The following is a 22,182-nucleotide window of genomic DNA, read 5'->3' as shown; positions in this document are numbered from 1 at the left end:
AAAAAAGCCGCTGAGAAATCAGCGGCTTTTTTGTTGTTATTTGAAGCTGTATTTCACCCCCAGCATTCCCTGCGTATCGCTGAAGCCTTTATCACCTACCTGCTGAGCCACGTTGCCCCAGACGCTCAGTTGCGGCGTAATTTGTCCCTCAACACCCGTTTTAAGTTCACCGATATTGCGCGTACCGCGCATCTCGTTGCTGACATCATCCATGCGGATGCGCGTGGTCTGAGTATTGTGGATCCAGTTCGCCTCAATAAACGGCTGGAAGGTACGGGATTTACCGTCGTCAATCGCGTTATGCCCGCTGATGTAGGCCTTCACGCCGAGACGTGTCATCAGGTTTCCTTGGGTTTCGTCTTTCACCCGCGTGCCGCTGCGTTCGCGATGGTCGTCAGCCTGCACGTCCATCCACACCACCTGCGCTTTTGGCTGGAGCCAGTAGCTGTCACGCTCGCTTTCGCCCACCTTGAAGCTATATCCCGCTTCGACAGAGGCGGTCACCCCACTTGAGCGATAATTCTCAGTGGCCTGATCCTGCCCCATCACCTTGTTATCGAACCAGTTATACAGCATCCAGCTATCAACGTAGGTACCGCTTTTATCCGCTTCGTTTGCGTACCAGGTTCCATACAGGCCTAAGCTATAGCCATTAACTTCGCCACGCGAGTGGTATCCGGTCAGGCTGGAAACGCTCCGGCTCTGGCTGTTGCCATAGCCGGCCATCAGGCCAAGATGCCAGCGATCCAGTCCGTCGGAACTCCATTGCGCCACATCTCCTCCCATCTGGAGTACATAGCGATTGGCTGTGGTTTTTAACTGGCCACTGCCGTCTTTAAACCGCGTATGGCCGCCGACGTTACGCATCCACAGGCTTGTCACCTTTTGCTCACCCGTGAGGATGTCGGTGTACTGTGTTTCACCCAGACGATCGTGCAGGCGGGTCATAAACAGCGTATTTGCCGCATAGCTGTTCGCCTGATAACTGCCAAATTCCGGGCGATACTGGTGCTCGCTTTTCGGTGGTGCAACGGGCGGTACCGGTTCCTGCGGCGGAACAACCGGGTCAACCGGTGGGTCTACGGGGTCGACCGGCGGAATGACCGGGTCAACCGGTGGGTCAACAGGGTCGACAGGTGGATCTACCGGGTCAACTGGCGGGTCAACAGGGTCGACTGGTGGGTCTACCGGGTCTTCCGGTGGGTCAACGGGTTCAACCAGGCTGGTCAGGAACCAGTTTTTCCCTTTTTGCACAACGTTATAGTCATAACCCCCTGCCACGATACGGCTGGCCTTCTCAAACGTCCCATCAGAGTTACCGCCAACGCTGACAATCTCAATCCCTTCTACGGTTTGTGCGCCGGTACCGCCAATGTTGTTCACTTCCACCCCGGTATGACCGGAAGTATTCCCTTCGACGATCAGCTTGTCCGTTTCAGAGGTATCGTCAAACAGCACGGTATTGAAAACCAGCTTGCCGCCGTTGCCGATGTAATCATCGTTGATGGTCAGGGTTTGCCATGCTTCATCTTCAGGATGCTGGAAATTAATCGTGCCGCCCGCATTCAGCGTCAGGCTGGTCAGCGTGGAACTGTCGCGCATATTCCACACGGCATCATTCATCGTAAGTGCGATGGTACCGCTGCCTGCGGCATTGCTCTCAATGAAGGACGCCCCGTTCCATAATGAGTTGTCACTCATTGTCAGCGTAATAGTGCTGTTTTGTGCCGGAAGCGTGCTGGTGGCCGCGATGCCGCCTGCGGAGAGAATATCGCCGTTGAGGGTGAATTTGCCCCCAGCGGATGCATCAATCATCCCGCCATTGCCAGCGTTCATGACATAACTGCCGCTTTCGCGCTGGCCAGCGGTGGTAATGGTTGCGCCACCCTCCATCGTTATCACGCCGCGTGACCAGGCATACATCCCATGCGGCGCTTGTGCGGAACTGCTGGTTTTCTCGCTACTGTTTACCGCAATAGTGACGTTATCGCCAAGGTTCACCGCACCGGTGTAGGCATAGACGCCATGCGCGCTGGCGCCGTTGGTGGTGATGCTGGCACCCTCATCAAGGTTGATGGTAGATGAGCCGGTTGAATAGATGCCGGAGGCGCTATTCTGGTCAGTAATAATGGTTGCGTTTTTTCCCAGCTCAATTTTTGACGCAGAACCTGCATACAGGCCGTAGGCCGATGCGCCGTACGTTTCAATGGTTGCCTCATCCCCCAGACGGACATATGAGCCGCTCTGGTTGGTGCGGATCCCCTCGGCGTAGGTACCACGCGTAACAATATGTGCACGATCGCCGACGATAACGTTATTTTTGGCCTTCGACGCGTCATTCAAAGCATAAGCGCTAATCCCGCGGCCGGTGCTGCCGGTAGTTTCGATATAGAGATCGTCACCCACATAAATATTGGCGGAGCCGAGAGAGCCCTGGCTGAAGGAGCTATATCCGGCATTTATACCGTCACCGCTTTGGCCATTAACGTAAATATGGGTGCGATCGCCGGTAATAATAAACACCGGGTTGTCCGGCGTATTCATACCATGCGTACGAATGCCGTCGACATCTCTGCCATTATTGGCCGCCACTTTTGACTGGGTGCGAATAGTCAGATCGTCACCAAAAATCACCCCCGGACTGCCGGACGTGGCGTTCTGAATAACGGTAACTGAATGCTCAAAGGCTTCCGCCCCTGGCCCTTCGAGAGTAATACCATCTCCGTAGATCGGGATATTACCTGGGCTATACTGATAGACATAGTTAGGATCGGTGGTATTTTTGCTAAAGTTCGCATTTGCCGTTGCAGGTATTAGCGCCTGTATTTCTGCAGGCAGATCCGTGACCGCTCCGGAGGTGGGTAAATTAGCAAAATCTATTACCGCAGCATTGACGGTGAATAACGCTGACGATAACGCCAGAGAAATCGCAACAGCGACAGGTGAGTGTTTCATTAAATATGGCATAGCTGCCCCTTTCTTTCAGGCGTAAAACATCCTCCACACCATTAAATGTGGGTATGTTAATTAGTTGAAATTACAAAATAGAAACGAGAATTTTATGAATGCGGGTACCTAACTTCCTCTCTAATCGTACTTTATGAACATAAATTTTTTTTACATCAATACTGTTTGTTTTTATAATCTCCTGAAGGCACACTCCTGACATAAATCGGTTAAGCAACATGAATTCGACAGCATTCAAGATATTTCCTCGTCTGCTATTTACACGTCTCCCGGAAAAAATATGACTTATTTTTTCCTGTAATATAACGTCATTATCGCCCGAATAAATAACTCCCTTTATTTCACTGCGATGAGTGAATAAGTAATTAGCCAGCGCCTCCAGTTTACGGTCGGTGATAATAACGATATTCATGTTAGTTATCGCCAGGCGTTCAATCCATTGTGGATTTGCAAGTATGCGAAGGTTGTACATCGAAAAGTCTACAAAAATAAAACCTCGAGATAAGTGATTCTTGTTTCTTCGCAATATTTTATCTTCTACTGCAATCTCTAAAAAATGATTACCAGCCGGCCAAACGGCGAACGAGGCGTTGTCACAGTATTGTGATCGTACTGCGTTATCTGGAAATAACTGACAGGACAATTCACAGCTTATACAGCGGACAACTTTTTGCGACGATGTTATCATCCAGTCCACTCCTGTCTTACTTTCATTGTCAATATTTCACTGCCATTCAAATGTGTCAATGTTGAAACATATACGGCGGTCTTGTCTCATTTGTGAAAAATAGGCCAGGGGAAATAAATTCCTGGTGGCATCTATTTTGAAAGACCGTAACCATAGCGAAAAACATCAGTTGGCCGAAGTACTCCAGGAATATTCCTCAATCATCTAAGACTATTCTTCAGAAAAAACCCCCGTAAGAAAATTTCATGAATAGCACTAATAGCTAAAAATTCGCTTCCTCAATCTGCCGTAACGTCAGTCTATTCCCTTGTGGTGACTCAATATAAGTATTTGGCCTGGTGAAGTGTAATGAAATCTCATTATGTCGCTTTAGATGAGGTAAACCTAAGAAAAGTGCCCTGTAAAAAGTTGAAAAATAATGCTTTGTTTTTAATCTTAGATAAGATGGTGTCGCGGCCTAATCCTCTCTGGCCTATACTGTTGTTAAATATGCGTGTGCCTTTTGGATGTAGAGAGTTAAATATTGTTATTGCAGAGGAAAGGAAAATTGTATCTCATTAACAAACTGGTCGAGTATGACTCAGAAAACAAAACCCTGGTGAATAATATTACCGGGCGCACGATACAATTGCAGCTTCCTGCCAATCTCTGTTTTCTGTATCTCGTTACGCATCCTGGCGAAATTATTTCGCAAAATCAGCTAATGGTGGTGGGATGGGGGGAGCGCAATGACGTTACCACTCCGAATACCTTTTATCAGGCCATTTTGACATTACGCAATGCTTTGGCTGAGGTGGGATTACCGCGCGAGACGGTAAAAACGATTTCGCGACGCGGGCTGATGCTTTCCGAAACAACAGAAGTTGAGGTATTTATCCCAACCGCTGAGCAGGTAATCGTCCATAAAAACACAGCTGTAGTCGGTGGTGCTACGATGCAGAGGCCAGCCTGGCTGATAATAACCACCACTGCGCTTTTGCTGATCGGGCTTATCAACGGGGCACTGTTATATAAAAATCGCCTGGCCATGCCGTTTAACAACTATATTCCACTTTCAACGGGTACCCGAATCGGCGCCTGCCAACTTTTTTATGCACCTAACGAGCATATGCAGGACCATTACTTGCGCTTGTTAAACAATTACCCCAACCTGTGTGCCGAAAAACGATACGTTTTTCTCACCGGTTATAGTAAAACGGAGCGGATCGCGGCGTTTGTCTGTAATAACGATGCGCGACGGGACACGGCAGCGTTTTGTACCACACACTATTTTTGGGCGCATGAACAATGATGACGTTCCGGAACCGTATTATTTTGCTGGTAGCGTTTCTGGGGGCTGTTGTTACCAGCGGCTGGCTAGCGTATTCGCATTTGTCGAGTACGCCGATACGTTGTACGGGAGATGTGGAATGGACGATTGGCAAAAACCGATTTGTTGGTACGGTTTCCTGGCGAATGCAGCATCGGGAAGGGACCGCGATCATTAACGGTAAATTATTTGGTCATACGGTTTCAGAAGTAAACCGTACCATATATTTCCATTACAGCTATCATCAGAACGCGCGAGTATTAAATAACGATCGTATTGTTAAAACCTTTGCGGATGCGGCGGATGAGGCTGATATCAACGTCACGCTGCCGGGCTTTTATCGCACGCCGGGAAGAGAGCTGAGCCTGATGATTGATGAGTATCGGGGAGCCTGGCTTTTTGCTGCATCAAACGTCCCCTCGCTCTACTGTCGTAAAAACACGCCGTAAAAATCGATCGCACACCTTCGACCGCGCGCATAGTCAAATCTCTTTATTCCCGCTACAGTTACTTCTCCACGGCGAGCAGGAGATAAACATGCTTTATATCTTTGATTTAGGAAACGTAATCGTCGATATCGATTTTAATCGGGTGCTGGGCGCATGGAGCGATTTTAGCCGTGTCCCGCTGGCGACATTAAAGCAGAGTTTCGCGATGGGCGAGACCTTCCATCAGCATGAGCGCGGCGAGATCAGCGATGAAGAATTCGCTGAACGTTTCTGTCAGGAGATGGATCTACCGTTAAGCTACGAGCAGTTTTCACACGGCTGGCAGGCGGTATTTGTCGCCATACGACCGGACGTGATCGACATCATGCATAAACTTCGCGAGCAGGGACATCGGGTGGTCGTACTGTCGAATACCAACCGTCTGCACACGACGTTCTGGCCTGAGGAATACCCTGAAGTTAAGGCCGCGGCAGATAAGATCTATCTCTCGCAGGAGATGGGCATGCGTAAACCTGAAGCCCGAATCTATCAGGCTGTTCTCCAGGCAGAAGGTTTTACCGCGGCCGATGCGGTCTTTTTCGACGACAATGCCGATAATATAGAGGGAGCTAATCAGTTGGGTATCACGTCAATTCTGGTGACCGGAAAAGAGACGATACCAAACTACTTTGCGAAGCAGTTATGCTAAAAAACGTTCATCAAAAAGCCACGCACCATACTCGCCCGCTGAGGGCCTGGCTGAAACTGCTCTGGCACCGCATTGATGAGGACAACATGACCACGCTGGCGGGTAATCTCGCCTACGTGTCATTGCTCTCATTAGTGCCGCTGGTGGCCGTTATCTTTGCCCTGTTTTCCGCTTTTCCGATGTTTGCGGACGTTAGCCTGCAGCTTCGCCATTTTGTCTTCGCGAATTTCATCCCTGCAACCGGAGATGTCATCCAGAACTACATTGAGCAGTTTGTTGCCAACTCCAGCAAGATGACGGCAGTGGGGGCATGCGGTCTTATCGTCACTGCGCTGTTGTTGATGTACGCCATTGATAACGCACTGAACACTATCTGGCGGAGTAAAAAGGCACGGCCAAAGGTGTATTCCTTTGCCGTGTACTGGATGATTCTCACGCTGGGGCCATTGCTGGCCGGGGCGAGCCTGGCTATCAGTTCTTATTTGCTTTCCCTGCGCTGGGCGAGTGATTTAAACGGCGTTATTGATAATGTGCTTCGCATCTTTCCGTTGATCCTGTCGTGGCTTTCGTTCTGGCTGCTCTATAGCGTCGTGCCTACCACGCGCGTGCCTAACCGCGATGCGGTTGTGGGGGCGCTGGTGGCGGCGTTGCTCTTTGAGCTGGGAAAAAAAGGGTTTGCCCTCTACATCACCATGTTTCCGTCCTATCAGCTGATTTACGGCGTGCTGGCGGTGATCCCCATTTTGTTTGTCTGGGTCTACTGGACCTGGTGTATCGTCTTGCTTGGTGCCGAAATAACTGTCACTCTCGGGGTATACCGCGAACTTAAAAAAGCAGCAGCAGCTGAAAAACAACAAGAAGCAGACCAACCATGATTGCATTGATACAGCGCGTAACCCGTGCCAGCGTCACCGTGGAGGGAGAGGTGACGGGTGAAATTGGCCCAGGACTTTTGGTGTTGTTAGGTGTCGAAAAGGATGATGACGAACAAAAAGCCAACCGCTTGTGTGAGCGCGTGCTGGGCTACCGTATTTTCAGCGATGCGGAAGGTAAAATGAACATGAACGTCCAGCAGGCGGGCGGCAGCGTGCTGGTGGTTTCCCAGTTTACGCTGGCTGCGGATACCGAGCGCGGCATGCGCCCGAGTTTCTCTAAAGGCGCCGCGCCGGATCGTGCAGAAGCACTTTATGAATACTTTGTTGAGCGTTGTCGCCAGCAGGAAATGAATACGCAAACCGGACGATTCGCTGCAGATATGCAGGTGTCGCTGGTGAACGATGGCCCCGTCACATTCTGGCTCCAGGTATGAGCCAACTGGCGGCGTGGCCGCGGGTAACAAGAGAGAGTACAGCTATGTATCACCTTCGAGTACCGCAAACGGAAGAAGAGTTAGAAGCCTATTACCAGTTCCGCTGGGAAATGCTACGCAAGCCATTACATCAGCCAAAAGGGTCTGAACGCGACGCCTGGGACGCGATGGCCCACCATCAGATGGTGATGGACGAAGAGGGCAACCTCGTCGCCGTCGGGCGTTTGTATATCAACGCCGATAACGAAGCCTCTATTCGCTTTATGGCGGTTCACCCCTCCGTCCAGGACAAAGGTCTGGGGACGCTAATGGCGATGACCCTGGAATCCGTCGCCCGTCAGGAAGGCGTTAAGCGCGTCACCTGTAGCGCCCGCGAAGATGCCGTTGAGTTCTTCGCCAAGCTCGGTTTTGTTAATCAGGGGGAAATCACGACCCCGCAAACCACTCCGATTCGTCATTTTTTGATGATCAAACCCATCGCTACGCTGGATGATATTCTCCATCGCGCTGACTGGTGCGGACAGCTGCAGCAAGCCTGGTATCAGCACATTCCGCTCAGCGAAAAAATGGGCGTGCGTATTCAGCAGTACACCGGACAAAAATTTATTACTACCATGCCGGAAACCGGCAATCAGAACCCGCACCACACGCTGTTTGCCGGCAGTCTGTTCTCACTGGCGACGCTCACCGGCTGGGGGCTGATCTGGCTGATGCTGCGCGAGCGCCATCTGGGTGGCACGATCATTCTTGCCGACGCTCACATCCGGTATAGCGCACCGATAAGCGGCAAGCCGAGCGCCGTGGCCGATCTGGGTTCACTGGGCGGCGATCTTGACCGTCTGGCACGCGGCCGCAAAGCCCGCGTCCAGATGCAGGTTGAACTGTTTGGCGATAAAACCCCGGGCGCGGTGTTTGAAGGCACCTATATCGTTCTTCCGGCGAAGCCCTTTGGCGCGTATGAAGAGGGTGGGAACGAGGAGGAGTAATCTCTTCCGCGCTATCGTCGGGCGGAGCTTATCCGCCAGGCGATGTCCCGCATAACGTCTCGCGCTGACTGGCTAATTCCACCAAGCTGGAAAAAGCCATGTATTACCCCCAGCCACCGTTGAGCGGTACACGTTACCCCTTGCTCCGTGAGGCGTTGAAACAGCGCCTCCCCCTCATCGCATAACGGATCGTACTCCGCGGTTACAATATGGACAGCCGGCAGGCCGCTGAAGTCTTCTCGCCACAGCGGGCTAACTTCAGGATGCAGACGGTCGGCTCCAGCCAGATATATTTCATAGCCGCTCAGCAGAGTATCGCGAGTAATTACGTAATCCATGCCGTTGAGGGTATAGCTTTCAAAACTGGCCGTGGCGTCGAGCATGGGGTAGATAAGAATAAGCTGCACAGGTTGCCACAGTCCTTTAACCTTAAGCCGCAGCGCCGTTACCAGCGCCAGATGCCCTCCTGCGCTGTCTCCACAAAGCGTGATCCGCTTTTTATCCACGCCTAATTTGTCTGCATATTGCCAGACCAGATCCGCACCTCTTTCAGCATCGTCATGTGCGGTGGGAAAGGTATGTTCCGGTGCCAACCTGTACTGAATCGCAACCACCCGGCAATTGCCGTAGCAGGCTAACTGACGGAGTTGGTTGTCATGGGTATCAAAGCCGCCGCTGATAAAGCATCCGCCGTGGTAGTAGATGGCAGCAGGCAATATTTCAGGCGCATTGAGAGGTGAAAATACCCGAATGGTATGACCCTCAAGAACAAGCGTCTCCACCTGAACGCGCATTTCGGTCTCCCCGGCAAGCTCCGTGCTGGCAATATAGCCTGCTCGTCGTACCTCAATTGTCTGGCGACGCGATGAGGGGCGACCTGCAGCGATAAATCCTTGAACCAGCCGTTTAATACCCTTTTCCAGTGCCATGAAAACACCCCTTAACTGTATGGATGTACAGTTTTATAGCCTGGTTTGATTCAAAAGAAAATAAGAAAATTGTTGAGGACTAAAAATCTGGAAAGCGACTCGCAAAGACCAGGCAAACTCTTGTCGGGTACTTTAACCCTACAGAAAGAAAGCGTATGTTGCCTTAAAAATGGACAATAATGATATACTGAGGTGATATATGAGTTTACTGGCGGAGCTTAATATGGGCAGGATCCTGATCGATTTGTCGGATGACGTTATTCAGCGTCTCGATAATCTCAAGCAACTGCGTAACCAACCTCGTGCCGAATTACTGCGTGAAGCAATTGAGCAGTATCTCGATCAGCAAAGCTCATCGGTTATCCGTGATGCGCTGGGTCTGTGGGGAAACCAGCAGGAAGATGGGCTTGAGTATGAACGTAAGCTGCGTGAGGAGTGGTAGGTATGGAACACATGGCGGTGTTTGATACCAACATTCTGATCGACCTTTTCAATAATCGCGTTGAGGCAGCAAATTCGATCGAAAGCGCAGCATCGCACCGAGCGATCAGTCTAATCACATGGATGGAAGTTATGGTGGGAGCACGCAAACATGGTCATGAAGCGAAGACAGCGGCGGTACTGGGCGCTTTTGAAATAATTGATGTAACCCGAGAGATAGCAGAAAGAAGCGTAATGCTTCGCGAGAAGCATGGCATGAAACTTCCGGATGCCATTATTTTAGCGACTGCCCAAAGCAGAAATTGCCCGTTAATCACCCGGAACACCAAAGACTTTCAGGGCATCGCCGGGGTGGTTTTGCCTTATCAACTGTAGGCCGGGCAAGCTTGCGTCGCCCGGCACTGTCACAGAAGATTACTCCCCTTCACCCGGGAACAGGAACGGGTTGATAGAGCTGCGGGCAAAGCCCTCCTGCTCCATTTTCGCGTCCAGAATCAGTGAAGCGAGATCGTCAGCGACCGCTTCAACTTTCGGGTCTTTTTCCTGGTAGAGAATCTTCAGGTAGGTCCCGCAGTCACCGCAGCTTTCGGCTTTTACCGCCGCTTCTTCGTTTTCCAGCGACCAGTAGTTCAGATCGCGGGTCTGCTCGCAGTTGCTGCACTTGATGCGCACCACGTGCCACTCGGTTTCACACAGGTTGCAGTGCAGGTAGCGCAGCCCCTGAGTGGTGCCGATTTGCACCATGCTGGAGACCGGCATTGAGCCACACACCGGGCAGAACTGGCGTGCTTCGCCATATTCAGCGCGCGCTTTGCCTGGGATTAGGCTGGCCATTTGCGCCCAGTAAAGCGACAGCGCAGCCCAGATAAACGGTGCTTTGTCGCTGCTGACCAGCGAGAAGTCGGAAGCGAACAGCGCGCTCGCCATCTCTTCCAGCTCCTGCTCGGACGCTTTTTCCAGATTCTCGATGACCGCCAGCGCGGTGCCGCTCATCTCGGGCTTCAGCTCGGCAATCAGCGAATTCAGCAGCTTGTGCCAGTGCTTGTCGCGCGGCAGGACGTGAATATCCAGCGGCGGCTTGCCCTGCGCATTGGCTTCTTTGATGCGCGCGGTCAGATCCATTTGCAGCGGGTGGTCGTACAGCACCACTTCCTGCGCGTGGGCGACCAACGCGGCAAAACGCAGAAAATCGCCCAGCGGGTTGTTCTCTGCCAGCTCGCGCAGACGCTCTGCGCGGCGGTTGTAGAGGTTCTTGAGTCTGGGGAATAACAACGGCGGAATATAATCCGCCGTGCGTTTCTCGCTCGACCCCAGCTCATCTTGCGGGATTATGCGAATACTCATTCAGATGACTTTTCCTGTTTCTGGCGGACCTCACGGTACCAGCGCGGGTGATGTTTCTTCGCCCACGTGCTGGTTACCCATCCTTCCACCATCGCGGTAATGGTGCCTTTCACCCAGAGGGCGGCGTAAATATGCACCATGATAACCACAATTAACGCCACTGCGGCAAATGAATGCAGCATCAGCGCGAATCGGATCACCGGGATTGAGAAAGCAGGCGCAAAGTACGGACGCCAGATGATCACGCCGCTCACCAGCAACAGGACCAGGAAGATAATCGCCGCCCAGAATACGCATTTCTGGCCGAAGTTATAACGCCCGGTGTCACCTACTTCCTCGTTGACGACGATCTTACGAATATTCTTCGCCCAAAAGATATCATCCCGATTGATTAGGTTATGGTGCCAGTAGCGGAAAAACATGATGATGAACGACGCGAACATGATGACGCCAACAAACGGGTGCAGGATACGCGCCAGCTGTGGTGTCCCCATGATCTGCATCAGCCAGTTGAAGGAGGGGAAGAAGAACCCCAGCCCGCTTATCGCCGCCAGCATGAAGCAGAAGGCGGTGACCCAATGGTTGATACGTTCCGGCGCGGTGTAGCGCACGATGGTGTCACGTTTTCTCATTTGCGCACCTCGTCTTTCTCTTCATGCAGGTTGTCGTCTTCCTCTTCCGCGCGGTTCGGACCGACGCCGACGTAGTGGAAGATGCTCGCTGCGAAGGTGGCAGCAAAACCGACCGCTGCCAGCGGTTTCCAGATGCCTTTCCAGAATTTCACGGTGGCACTGATTTCCGGGTTTTCCGGCAGGCCGTGGTACAGGTTTGGCTTGTCGGCGTGGTGCAGCACGTACATCACGTGCGTACCGCCAACCCCGGCCGGATCGTACAGGCCCGCGTTGTCGTAACCACGGGTTTTCAGCTCGCCCACGCGTTCTGCCGCCAGCGTTTTCATATCCTCTTTGGAGCCAAAGTGGATAGCGCCGGTTGGGCAGGTCTTCACGCACGCTGGCTCCTGGCCGACGGTGACGCGGTCAACGCACAGCGTGCATTTGTAGACGCGGTTGTCTTCCGGGTTCAGGCGCGGTACGTCGAACGGGCAGCCCGCGATGCAGTAGCCGCAGCCAATGCACTGCTCGGACTGGAAGTCGACGATACCGTTGGCATACTGAATGATAGCCCCTTCTGACGGACACGCCTTCAGGCAGCCCGGATCCGCACAGTGCATACAGCCGTCTTTGCGGATAAGCCATTCCAGTTTGTCGTTCTGCTCCACTTCGGAGAAACGCATCACCGTCCAGGACTTTGCGGTCAGGTCCGCCGGGTTGTCGTACACACCGACGTTGTGACCCACTTCGTCACGGAGATCGTTCCACTCTGAACAGGCCACCTGACAGGCTTTACAGCCAATACAGGTGGTTACGTCGATAAGCTTCGCCACTTCCTGCTGGTGGTCCCGCGCCTGAGGCGCGGGCGTGAAACTATTTGTCGCGGAACGACGGATAATGTCTTGAGATTGATAAGCCATAAGTCGTCTCCGTTACACCTTTTCCACGTTCACGAGGAAGGCCTTAAACTCCGGCGTCTGCGTGTTCGCATCACCGACGAACGGCGTCAGGGTATTCGCAATGAACCCTTTCTTCGCCACACCTTCGTAACCCCAGTGAATCGGGATGCCGATGGTATCCACCTCCTGACCGTGAACGTTCAGCGTGCGAATACGCTTGGTCACGACCGCCTTGGCTTTAATATAGCCGCGGTTAGAGGAGACCTTCACGGTGTCGCCATGGGCGATGCCGAGCTTGTTCGCCAGCTTCTCGCCGATCTCCACAAACTGTTCCGGCTGCGCGATGGCGTTAAGCAGCGCGTGCTTGGTCCAGTAGTGGAAGTGCTCGGTCAGACGGTAAGTGGTGCCCACGTACGGGAACTTGTCCTTTTTACCCAGCGCTTCGAAATCGCCCTTGAAGATACGGGCTGCCGGGTTAGAGACCACGTTCGGGTGCAGCGGGTTAGTCCCCAGCGGCGTCTCAAACGGCTCGTAGTGTTCCGGGAACGGCCCTTCCGCCATCTTATCGATGGCAAACAGGCGTCCCATCCCTTCAGGCTGCATGATAAACGGCCCGACATCGCTGCCAGGTGCGGCAGTGCTGTAGTCTGGAATATCCACACCGCCCCATTTTGCGCCGTCCCATTTCAGCAACTGACGCTTCGGATCCCACGGGTTGCCCTGCGGGTCAGCGGAAGCGCGGTTATAGAGAATGCGGCGGTTGAGCGGCCACGCCCATGCCCAACCCAGCGTATTGCCGAGACCCGACGGGTCGGCGTTATCGCGGTTGGCCATCTGGTTGCCTTTCGGCGTCCAGCTACCGGCAAAGATCCAACAGCCGCTGGAGGTGGTACCGTCGTCACGCAGGTGCGCGAAGGTGCTGAGCTGATCGCCTTTCTTCGCCAGAACCGCACCGGTAGCCGGGTCGATAACATCCGCCAGCGCCTTACCGTTGCTCTCCATCGCCACTTCTTCTGGCGCTGGGTTTTCCGGCGTCGCGTAGTTCCAGGTCATGTTCAGAACCGGTTCCGGGTTTGCGCCGCCTTCAGCCGCGTACATCTTACGCAGGCGTAAGAAGATACCGGCCAGGATTTCGCCGTCGTTCATGGCGATACCCGGGGCGTCCGCGCCTTTCCAGTGCCACTGCAGCCAGCGTCCGGAGTTAACGATAGAACCGTTCTCTTCCGCAAAGCAGGTTGATGGCAGACGGAACACTTCGGTCTGAATCTTCGATGGATCAACGTCGTTCGATTCACCGTGGTTCTGCCAGAAGGTCGAGGTCTCGGTATTGAGCGGGTCAATCGTTACCAGGAACTTCAGTTTCGACAGAGACTCAACAACCTTGTTCTTGTTCGGGAACGAGGCAACCGGGTTAAAGCCCTGGCACAGATAGCCGTTCACTTTGCCCTGATGCATCATCTCGAAATACTGCAGAACGTCGTAACCTTTGTCCCACTTCGGCAGCCAGTCAAAGCCCCAGCTGTTTTCCGCTGTCGCTTTGTCACCGAAGAAGGCTTTCATCATCGAGACGAAGAACTTCGGATAGTTGCCCCAGTAGTTTACCTGGCCTTCAAGCAGCGGCTTAGGCGTGCTGGCCGTCAGGTAGGTTTGCAGGTCGGTCTGTTTCTCGCTCGGCAGGTTCATGTAACCCGGCAGACTTTGAGACAGAAGGCCGAGGTCGGTAAGACCCTGAATGTTGGAGTGGCCGCGCAGGGCGTTCACGCCGCCGCCTGCCATCCCCATGTTGCCGAGCAGCAGCTGAACCATCGCCATGGTACGGATGTTCTGCGCGCCGATGGAGTGTTGCGTCCAGCCGAGGGCATACAGGAACGACGCGGTTTTATCTTTCGCGCTGGTTTCGGCGATAAGCTCGCAGACTTTCAGGAAGTCCGCCTTCGGCGTACCGCAGATGTTCTCAACAACCTCCGGCGTGTAGCGGGAAACGTGCTCTTTCAGCAGGTTCCACACGCAGCGCGGGTGTTGCAGGGTGGTATCGCGCTTCGCAAAGCCTTTCTCATCCAGCTCGTAGTTCCAACTGGTTTTGTCGTATTTGCGTTTTTCGGCGTCGTAACCGCTGAACAGGCCATCTTCGAAGTGGTAATCCTCACGCACGATCAGGCTGGCGTTGGTATAGGCTTCGGTGTATTCGCGGTTATATTTTTCGTTGGTCATCAGGTACAGCAATACGCCTGACAGGAAAGTGATGTCAGTACCTGAACGAATAGGGGTGTAGAAATCCGCCACTGACGCAGTACGCGTAAAGCGGGGATCGATCACAATCAGTTTCGCACCGTTGTGGATTTTGGCTTCCATCGCCCAGCGGAACCCGACAGGGTGCGCTTCAGCGGCGTTACCGCCCATCACCACAATGAGGTTGGCGTTCTTGATGTCGACCCAGTGGTTGGTCATCGCACCGCGACCAAATGTTGGAGCAAGACTTGCTACCGTTGGTCCGTGTCAGACACGCGCCTGGTTGTCGACCGCGAGCATACCGAGTGCGCGCGTGAATTTCTGAGTTAAATAACCGGTTTCGTTGCTGGAAGCAGAGGCACACAGCATCCCGGTGGAGAGCCAGCGGTTGACCGTGACGCCGTCGGCGTTCTTCTCAACAAAGTTGGCATCGCGGTCTTCTTTAATATGTTTTGCGATGCGGTCAAACGCCTCTTCCCAGCTGATTTGCTGCCATTTGTCGGAGCCAGGCGCGCGATATTCAGGGAATTTGAGGCGGCTTTCGGAGTGGATAAAGTCCACCAGACCGGCCCCTTTCGGGCACAATGCGCCGCGGTTGACCGGATGATCCGGGTCGCCTTCGATATGGAAAATAGACGCTTTGGCGTTTTTAGCACCGTCGCCGAGGCTATACATCAACAGCCCGCAACCGACAGAGCAGTACGTACAGGTATTACGGGTTTCACGGGTGCGCAGCAGTTTATACTGCCGCGTTTCCGCCAGCGCTACGCCGGGCGCAAAGCCCAGTGCCGCTGCCGTGGTGCCTGCCATACCGCCAGCGCAGATCTTAAAGAACTGCCTTCTGCTGACCTGCATGGGTCACTCCTTGTTTCGACATTGCTTACATATGTAGTTTTGACTTCGCGGCTGAAGAATGACCGCAAAGGAAAAAATTTGCGTTAATCCCTCAATTCCACGAGGGATATCATCAGAATACCACAATGTCGGTACAGCTGTTCTAATGGCGTTAATACAAAGTGAACGTATTATCACCATGTTGATTATAAAGTGTGATATCGATCACATTAATAGCTCTGCATGTTAAAGCGGTGTAGCGGGCGTCAGGTTGCACCCCTTCTAAATGAGTAGGAGAATGGTTGTCGAAAAGTTGATCCATACTATGCGTAACGCCTGTGGTTTGTGCTGCAATAGCAGGCTCGCTTCCGTGGTTGTTCAGGAATACCGCTGTGTCTAAACAAAACCGTGCTCCCCATCCGTCATCCCTGCCTGCCGGCATTGTGGAACTGTCTGTACACAGACCGCCCCACATTACCCATGCCACGCCCGATTATCTGGCGGAAGAAGTGCCTGTTGCGCTCGTTTACAACGGCATCTCGCATGTGGTGATGATGGCTTCGCCGAAAGATCTTGAACTGTTCGCAATAGGGTTCTCCCTTTCGGAAGGCATCATCGAACAGCCACAGGAGATTTACGGCATGGACGTGGTGCGGGCATGCAACGGCCTTGAAGTACAAATTGAACTGTCCAGCCGCCGCTTTATGGGATTGAAAGAGCGCCGCCGCGCGCTTGCCGGGCGCACCGGCTGCGGCGTGTGTGGCGTTGAGCAGCTCAACGATATCGGCAAACCTGTTGCACCCCTGCCGTTTACGCAGACCTTTAATCTGGCTCACCTCAACCATGCGCTTGCGCATCTCAACGACGTACAGCCCATCGGCCAGCTGAGCGGCTGTACGCACGCGGCTGCATGGGTGCTGCCGTCGGGCGATATCGCCGGGGGACATGAGGACGTTGGCCGCCACGTGGCGCTGGATAAACTACTTGGTCGCCGGGCGCAGGAAAGCGAGATGTGGCAGCAGGGCGCCGCGTTAGTGTCCAGCCGGGCCAGCTATGAGATGGTGCAAAAATCGGCAATGTGTGGGGTAGAGATCCTGTTTGCCGTGTCGGCGGCAACCACGCTGGCGGTAGAGGTGGCAGAGCGCTGCAATCTGACGCTGGTGGGTTTCTGTAAGCCGGGAAGGGCGACAATTTATACCCACCCACAGCGATTAATAGTTAATCAATAATTTTGAATGATAATAGCAAATCCTTCCGCTTTTAGTTGTTCACGATGAGGTCTAGTATTTATCTCATCAAGGCACGGTGCCTTACCAAAACAACTTAATGAAAGGGTTTAAATCATGAAAAGCATCAAAACTTTTGTCGCTGTAATCGCTCTGGCTACTTCTTTCGGTTCTTTCGCTGCGCAGACCGTGACCGCAACCGCGTCTACCATTGATGGCGCAGAAGCGAAAATCGCGGCTCAGGCTCAGGAAGCTGGCGCATCATCTTACAAAATTACCCAGGCGTTCTCAGGTAACCGCGTACACATGACTGCTGAACTGACTAAATAAGCTGTGTTGCCACTGTCCCTTGCTCTTTGGAGCAGGGACAGGTGTTTCTGACTACCTGAGTTACACTCAGTCGAAAAGCCTCTCTCTTCTTTATTATCATATCTATTTAGTCACTCCTGTTAAATAAACGTCTCAAAAATATTAATTAACCCGTCTGGTGAAGATGTTTTTTGAGTTATTTCAATGGGTTTGGCATCTCTATTTGCGAACATTTATTTTTAAATTAAATCAATAACCCTGGTTATTAATGAAAGGGTCGGGCACAAATCCTAAAAGAAACTCTTACCGTTGAACGTGAATATTGGGTTTGATATTCTGCTAAAGGTAATATTTATTATGTCACATCTTCTCTGCCAAATGCCTGCATTTGGCTTTTTTTGTTTTTCACCTTTATAAGGAAATAGAATGAACACACTTCTGAAAAAAGGAATGCTTCTCTCTGTATTAGCGCTGTCGGTTAACGCTGCCACAGCCGCTGAAAGCGTTGATATTAAAGTGACCGGTAAAATTCTCCCGTCTTCCTGTACGCCGTCCTTCCCAAGCGGTGGCGGTATCGCTGACTTCGGCACAATGAAAGTGGCAGCACTCAACGCGACCAGCGTGACGCAACTGAAGGACATGAAAGAAGTTCCGATCACCATTACCTGTGAAGAAAGCACGCGCATTGCGGTGAAGTTTACCGATGCTCGTGACGCGTCTTCCCCAACTGACGACATCGGTTTTAATTCTTTTGCTGGTTCACCAACATTTTCCTTCGGTCTGGGAACGTATAACGGTAAAAACATTGGTGCCTATGCATTGGGCATACCACGCGCCCAGGGTGCAAACACTAACGATGCTGGCGATTCACTCTACCCTATAATGAGTTTAGATAACGGTAGCTCCTGGGGCGTAAGGGGGATTAACCATCTGCAAATTGCCAGCGACAATCGCGAAATTTATTCTTTTGGAACCACGCTGAATAGCGTAGCGCTTGCACCACAAACCAAAATCAACTTTAAGGTTGCTGTGGAAGCCACTATTAACCCAACTAACGATTTAAGCATTACTGATGAAGTTACGCTGGACGGTTTAACCAACGTTGAGCTGGTTTACCTCTAATTATCACTTTGCTGATAATTCACTGCTCCCCGAATAAGGGGGGCAGTATTAATGGACTAATATTATGATTCACTTTAAAAAAGCGTTGCTCTGCGCTTGTCTTTTTACGTCTTTGCAGACGTTTGCTACCGGAATGGTGCCGGACACGTCACTGCTGTTAATAAACGAAGACGAGCAAGGGGCTAGCATGGATGTGAAAAATACCGACGATACCGCCCAGCTGCTGTATACCCGCATTGTTGATTTACCGGACGATCCAAAACCCGGCGTTATCGTCACCCAGCCGGTGGTTCGTGTAGACGCGGGCAAAACCCAGCGTGTGCGCTTTGTTTTAAAAGAGAGCGCAGAAAAATTAAAAACCGAACATTTAAAACGCGTCATTTTTGCCACCATTCCGCAGCGTGAACAGAATAAAGTTAAAATGGTCTTCAGCCAAAATCTGCCCGTGATTATTCGCCCGGTGGGTCTCAGGGTGAACCTGGAGCCATGGAAGGATCTGCGCTGGCAGATCGCAAACGGTAGTCTGACTGTAGTCAATGATACGCCTTATGTGGTCCGCATGGAGCAGAGCGCAAAATTACTGCCATCCGGAACAAAGGTGAAATTAGATAAGAGTTATATTCTGCCCGGTCAGACGCTGACGGCTAAGCCAGAGAATAACATATCAGACCTGGACAAAAAGATTGAAATGTATCCCGCTACTCGTTTTGGCTATAAAGCCGATTCTTACGTTGCAGAACTAAAATAATAATAGACGGGGTGGTCATGATATCTTCTCCTGGTAGAATAGGTGTGCTGGCATTTTGTCTGAGCGCAGTGGCATTAAGTATTCGCGCGGAAATAATGCCAGTCTCAGCGCCTTCAATGGAGCTGGCAAGAGCGATATTCGATACCGATGCGTTAAAAGAGAGCGGCCTCGATCCGGCTATTGCTGAATATTATGCTGCTGCACCGCGATTTATGCCGGGCTATCATAATGTTACCGTACTTATTAACGGTAAAAAACGCGGTATTATGCCCGTGAAATTTAATGAAGAAGGTATCCCTTGTGTTGACAGTGAATTTCTGGAGGGCGCCGGGCTATATAAAAAAATCAGACGTGGAGCCTGTCCGTTAATTCATCAGTACTGGAAAAATGCCACGGTGAGCACTTCACCGGATCTTGAAGAAATTTCGGTAGTTGTCCCGCCAGAGGCAATTAACCCGGAAAGCGGCCGCCAGGTGGCTGATGTGCGCGGCGGACGCGCGGCTATGCTGAACTACTCCATGTTTGGCACCCATTATGATTTTGAGGATGATAAATCCGATCGCTTCCAGTCCTCCTTTGAGTTTGGCTTTAACGCAGGTGACTGGATTGCGCGCAGCGCGCAGTTTATCAGCGATGGCAATGGCATGGCGTTTAGAAGCGAATCGCTCTACACCTATGTTCAGCGCACCTTTACCGACTACGACGTGATGGTACAGGGCGGGCAGATCAACGTTGCCAACAGCCGCTTCAGTATACCGGGCATTTACGGCGTGCAGCTGATGCCGGATCGCGCGCTCCAGCCGGGCGGCGGTAGCGGTATTGAAGTGAGCAGTATCGCCCGTAATGCCCAGGCCCGGGTTGATATCCGCCAGGGCGGCCAGCTGATTTTATCTACGCTGGTGCCGGCTGGGCCATTCACCTTAAGCGATGTGCCGATCGTCAGTCTCAATACGGATTTAAACGTCACGGTAACGGAAATCGACGGTAGCGAAAGTCACTTCACGGTTGCCGCCAGCACCTTCCGCAGCAACCATGTGGGTCGCGCGCCAGGGTTTTCGATGGCCGTGGGACGTGCGCAGGACATGGAGACTCACTTCGAACAGCCGTGGATTGTCGCCGCGTCGGACGGCTGGTCTATCAACAACCGCATGAATTTTCTCGCTGGCATGGTAATGGCAGATAACCACTACTACGGTTTTTCTGCCAACATCGATGCCGTACCGGCACAGAATTTGTCCGCTTCCCTGGGCTTCCTCGGCTCGATTGATAACCTTTCGCAGACCGACGGCAATAAAACCACGCTAGATCTCGGCTATGCATTGCCGTGGGGCCTGGGGGTTTCGCTCGGGGGCAGCTATGGCACGCCGAAGTACCGTGAAATGGAGGAGCTGTACGGTGACGACGATTTCTCGCCCACCAAATATGACACCAACGTCGGTATCAACTGGTCGAGCTCGACGCTGGGGCGTTTTTCTCTGAGTTACTACAACAACCAGACCTGGAATAGCGAATACAACAGTCGTCGTGTCATTTCCTCATGGTCGCAGTCGTTCCGCTACGTTAGCGTCAGCGTTAACTGGGAATCAGACATCAGCAGCGGCGACAAGAGCGAAAGCGACCAGGACTTGTTCTACGTGAACCTGTCGGTTCCACTAGGCCGCTCTGGCGTCTCCACCAACAGCTGGTATCGCGAAAACGAAGGCAAAGCCTCCTACGGTACTCGCGCGATGGGCTCGTTCAACGATGAAAACACCTACACGGTGGGTGTCTCTCAGGATCACGATGACAGCGTAACCAACTGGGACAGCTCGCTGAGCAGCAATCTACATTACACCACGCTCGCCCTGGCGGCAGGGGGTGACAATGAGCGCAACAGCAACTACTCGGCGGCACTGAGCGGAGGCATTGTTGCTCATGGTGAGGGGGTGACCTTCTCGCCGTATACGATAACGGATACCTATGCGGTGGTAGCACTGGACAAACCGGTCGCCGGGGTTGAGATCGGCACGCCGCGTGGCAATGTCTGGACGGACAAATGGGGTCGCGCGGTCGTTCCCGCTTTGGCACCGTTTAGTGCAAGCACGGTTGAAATTGATACCCAGAGCCTGCCGGGCAACCTGGACGTGAGGAACGGCCATGCGTCGCTGAAAGCATCTCACGGGGCGTTCGCGAACTGGAAGTTCACCACGCTGAGCCAGCGCCGCGTGCTGCTTAATATTACGCGCGCCGACGGTACGCCGCTGCAGAAGGGAGTCTCTGTCGTGAACGACAAGGGGGAATACCTCACTTCCGCACCGGAGGACGGTATGATCTTCCTGAACGATATCTCTGCCAGCCAGACGCTGTACGCGAAGCTGGACGAGGGGCGATGTGTGTTGACCTACACTCTTCCGGAAGCGGATCCAAACAAATTTTACGAGGAGATAAACGGAAAATGTCTCTAACCAAACAGGGAGTGAACGTCATGAATCGCACGTTTTTGCTGCCGCTACTGGTGGCCTGCGTGGCCATCGGCCATGCATCTTCAGCCATGGCAGAAGAGGGGTGTCAGGTGGTTTCATCGGTGAAGAATATCGACTATGGACGCCTGCGTCGGGAGGCGATGCGCGAGGTCAGTACGGACATTGCCGGCAAGCATTACTAGGGGTACGCCTCGGTGGAGCGGGAAATACAGGTGTCGGTGTTCTGCCCGGACAAGCGCAGGATCCGCCTGTGGGTGGACGGTCCGGCGCGTGGGAATAAAGCGTATCGCTTCAGCGAGAACGGGGCGATGAAAATCACAGCGAAAGCGGCACGGGTAGACAGTGGCGTTGTACAACTGGCCGTTGTGCCGCGCGGTTCAGAACAGCTGACTGCCGGGGCGGCGGAGGTTACGCTGCTGCCGGGTATGTCCCTCGCTGCGGTTAACGGCCAGGAGGCGGTGGGCCAGCAGTTGGTCGTTACTCTCTCCGTTGTGACTTATACCAACAATGATGCGTTCAAAACGCGTAACACGACGGACCTGGAAGCGCAGCTGACCGTGAATTATGAGGCTCTCCAGGGCCGTTGATAATGGCGTCTTACGGTCAAGATGTTCCGATTTACCTGGCGAAAG

At 52.7% G+C, this 22,182-nt stretch carries 22 protein-coding genes; 15 read left to right on the top strand and 7 right to left on the bottom strand.

What is annotated here, in order from left to right; all coding sequences use genetic code 11:
• Positions 1-36 precede the first annotated feature (36 nt).
• On the bottom strand, positions 37-2,967 hold the full coding sequence (locus tag E3U32_RS02985; protein ID WP_134347584.1) for an autotransporter outer membrane beta-barrel domain-containing protein: 2,931 nt from the start codon (positions 2,965-2,967) through the stop codon (positions 37-39).
• A gap of 70 nt (positions 2,968-3,037) precedes the next feature.
• Positions 3,038-3,655 carry a helix-turn-helix transcriptional regulator gene (locus E3U32_RS23875; protein WP_134347583.1) on the bottom strand — a complete coding sequence of 206 codons (618 nt, stop codon included), beginning with the start codon at positions 3,653-3,655 and terminating at the stop codon, positions 3,038-3,040.
• A gap of 547 nt (positions 3,656-4,202) precedes the next feature.
• Here E3U32_RS23875 and E3U32_RS02975 point away from each other — a divergent pair.
• From E3U32_RS02975 to fabY, 6 genes are all read left to right on the top strand, one after another.
• Positions 4,203-4,946: a winged helix-turn-helix domain-containing protein gene (locus tag E3U32_RS02975; protein WP_134347582.1), complete on the top strand. Its 744-nt coding sequence runs from the start codon at positions 4,203-4,205 to the stop codon at positions 4,944-4,946.
• Positions 4,943-5,413, top strand: a complete 471-nt coding sequence (locus E3U32_RS02970; RefSeq protein WP_134347581.1) for a hypothetical protein — start codon at positions 4,943-4,945, stop codon at positions 5,411-5,413. Before E3U32_RS02975 ends, E3U32_RS02970 begins: the two co-directional genes overlap by 4 nt.
• 88 nt (positions 5,414-5,501) lie before the next feature.
• Positions 5,502-6,101: a glucose-1-phosphatase gene (gene yihX, locus E3U32_RS02965; protein WP_063958126.1), complete on the top strand. Its 600-nt coding sequence runs from the start codon at positions 5,502-5,504 to the stop codon at positions 6,099-6,101.
• Positions 6,095-6,976, top strand: coding sequence for a virulence factor BrkB family protein (locus E3U32_RS02960; protein WP_134347580.1), 882 nt, complete (start codon positions 6,095-6,097; stop codon positions 6,974-6,976). The genes yihX and E3U32_RS02960 overlap by 7 nt, the downstream gene beginning before the upstream one ends.
• Positions 6,973-7,410, top strand: a complete 438-nt coding sequence (dtd, locus tag E3U32_RS02955; RefSeq protein WP_134347579.1) for a D-aminoacyl-tRNA deacylase — start codon at positions 6,973-6,975, stop codon at positions 7,408-7,410. Before E3U32_RS02960 ends, dtd begins: the two co-directional genes overlap by 4 nt.
• Positions 7,411-7,454: 44 nt before the next feature.
• On the top strand, positions 7,455-8,396 hold the full coding sequence (gene fabY / locus E3U32_RS02950; protein ID WP_025759561.1) for a fatty acid biosynthesis protein FabY: 942 nt from the start codon (positions 7,455-7,457) through the stop codon (positions 8,394-8,396).
• An 11-nt stretch (positions 8,397-8,407) separates the two neighbouring features.
• Here the strand turns inward: fabY and E3U32_RS02945 are convergent, their stop codons facing one another.
• On the bottom strand, positions 8,408-9,325 hold the full coding sequence (locus E3U32_RS02945; RefSeq protein ID WP_134347578.1) for an alpha/beta hydrolase: 918 nt from the start codon (positions 9,323-9,325) through the stop codon (positions 8,408-8,410).
• A gap of 199 nt (positions 9,326-9,524) precedes the next feature.
• On the opposite strand from E3U32_RS02945, the gene E3U32_RS02940 reads away from it, so the two are divergent.
• Positions 9,525-9,767, top strand: coding sequence for a ribbon-helix-helix protein, CopG family (locus E3U32_RS02940; RefSeq protein ID WP_045909092.1), 243 nt, complete (start codon positions 9,525-9,527; stop codon positions 9,765-9,767).
• A gap of 2 nt (positions 9,768-9,769) precedes the next feature.
• On the top strand, positions 9,770-10,141 hold the full coding sequence (locus E3U32_RS02935; RefSeq protein ID WP_134347577.1) for a type II toxin-antitoxin system VapC family toxin: 372 nt from the start codon (positions 9,770-9,772) through the stop codon (positions 10,139-10,141).
• 39 nt (positions 10,142-10,180) lie between these two features.
• Here the strand turns inward: E3U32_RS02935 and fdhE are convergent, their stop codons facing one another.
• From fdhE to fdnG, 4 genes are read right to left on the bottom strand one after another with little or no spacing between them, the layout of a single operon-like run.
• Entirely contained in the window at positions 10,181-11,110 is a 930-nt protein-coding gene (fdhE, locus tag E3U32_RS02930; protein ID WP_047345529.1) for a formate dehydrogenase accessory protein FdhE, read from the bottom strand.
• Positions 11,107-11,742, bottom strand: a complete 636-nt coding sequence (fdoI, locus tag E3U32_RS02925; protein WP_008501832.1) for a formate dehydrogenase cytochrome b556 subunit — start codon at positions 11,740-11,742, stop codon at positions 11,107-11,109. The genes fdhE and fdoI overlap by 4 nt, the downstream gene beginning before the upstream one ends.
• Positions 11,739-12,641 carry a formate dehydrogenase subunit beta gene (fdxH, locus tag E3U32_RS02920; protein ID WP_010436855.1) on the bottom strand — a complete coding sequence of 301 codons (903 nt, stop codon included), beginning with the start codon at positions 12,639-12,641 and terminating at the stop codon, positions 11,739-11,741. The genes fdoI and fdxH overlap by 4 nt, the downstream gene beginning before the upstream one ends.
• A 12-nt stretch (positions 12,642-12,653) precedes the next feature.
• Complete coding sequence (fdnG, locus tag E3U32_RS02915) at positions 12,654-15,704, bottom strand: formate dehydrogenase-N subunit alpha (RefSeq protein WP_166790899.1); 3,051 nt, start codon at positions 15,702-15,704, stop codon at positions 12,654-12,656.
• A 371-nt stretch (positions 15,705-16,075) separates the two neighbouring features.
• Between fdnG and fdhD the strand changes: the two genes are divergently transcribed.
• The 7 genes from fdhD to E3U32_RS23720 all read left to right on the top strand — a co-directional run bounded on the left by fdhD (position 16,076) and on the right by E3U32_RS23720 (position 22,137).
• Complete coding sequence (gene fdhD, locus E3U32_RS02905; protein ID WP_134347575.1) at positions 16,076-16,912, top strand: formate dehydrogenase accessory sulfurtransferase FdhD; 837 nt, start codon at positions 16,076-16,078, stop codon at positions 16,910-16,912.
• A gap of 114 nt (positions 16,913-17,026) precedes the next feature.
• A complete protein-coding gene (locus E3U32_RS02900; protein ID WP_023309747.1) occupies positions 17,027-17,239 on the top strand; it encodes a DUF1471 domain-containing protein in 213 nt (70 codons plus the stop codon).
• Between the two features lie 405 nt (positions 17,240-17,644).
• Positions 17,645-18,340, top strand: a complete 696-nt coding sequence (locus E3U32_RS02895) for a DUF1120 domain-containing protein (protein WP_134347574.1) — start codon at positions 17,645-17,647, stop codon at positions 18,338-18,340.
• A gap of 64 nt (positions 18,341-18,404) precedes the next feature.
• A complete protein-coding gene (locus E3U32_RS02890; protein ID WP_134347573.1) occupies positions 18,405-19,088 on the top strand; it encodes a fimbria/pilus chaperone family protein in 684 nt (227 codons plus the stop codon).
• Between the two features lie 17 nt (positions 19,089-19,105).
• Positions 19,106-21,532, top strand: a complete 2,427-nt coding sequence (locus E3U32_RS02885) for a fimbrial biogenesis usher protein (RefSeq protein ID WP_134347572.1) — start codon at positions 19,106-19,108, stop codon at positions 21,530-21,532.
• Positions 21,523-21,732: a hypothetical protein gene (locus E3U32_RS23725; RefSeq protein ID WP_286164124.1), complete on the top strand. Its 210-nt coding sequence runs from the start codon at positions 21,523-21,525 to the stop codon at positions 21,730-21,732. The genes E3U32_RS02885 and E3U32_RS23725 overlap by 10 nt, the downstream gene beginning before the upstream one ends.
• A 30-nt stretch (positions 21,733-21,762) precedes the next feature.
• Positions 21,763-22,137 carry a hypothetical protein gene (locus E3U32_RS23720; RefSeq protein WP_286164123.1) on the top strand — a complete coding sequence of 125 codons (375 nt, stop codon included), beginning with the start codon at positions 21,763-21,765 and terminating at the stop codon, positions 22,135-22,137.
• The last annotated feature ends 45 nt before the right edge of the window (positions 22,138-22,182 follow it).

The organism is Lelliottia nimipressuralis (assembly GCF_004402045.1).
Lineage (GTDB): Bacteria > Pseudomonadota > Gammaproteobacteria > Enterobacterales > Enterobacteriaceae > Enterobacter > Enterobacter chinensis.
Note: the sequence above shows the minus strand (reverse complement) of the source record. Positions and strands in the feature narration are given on the sequence as shown.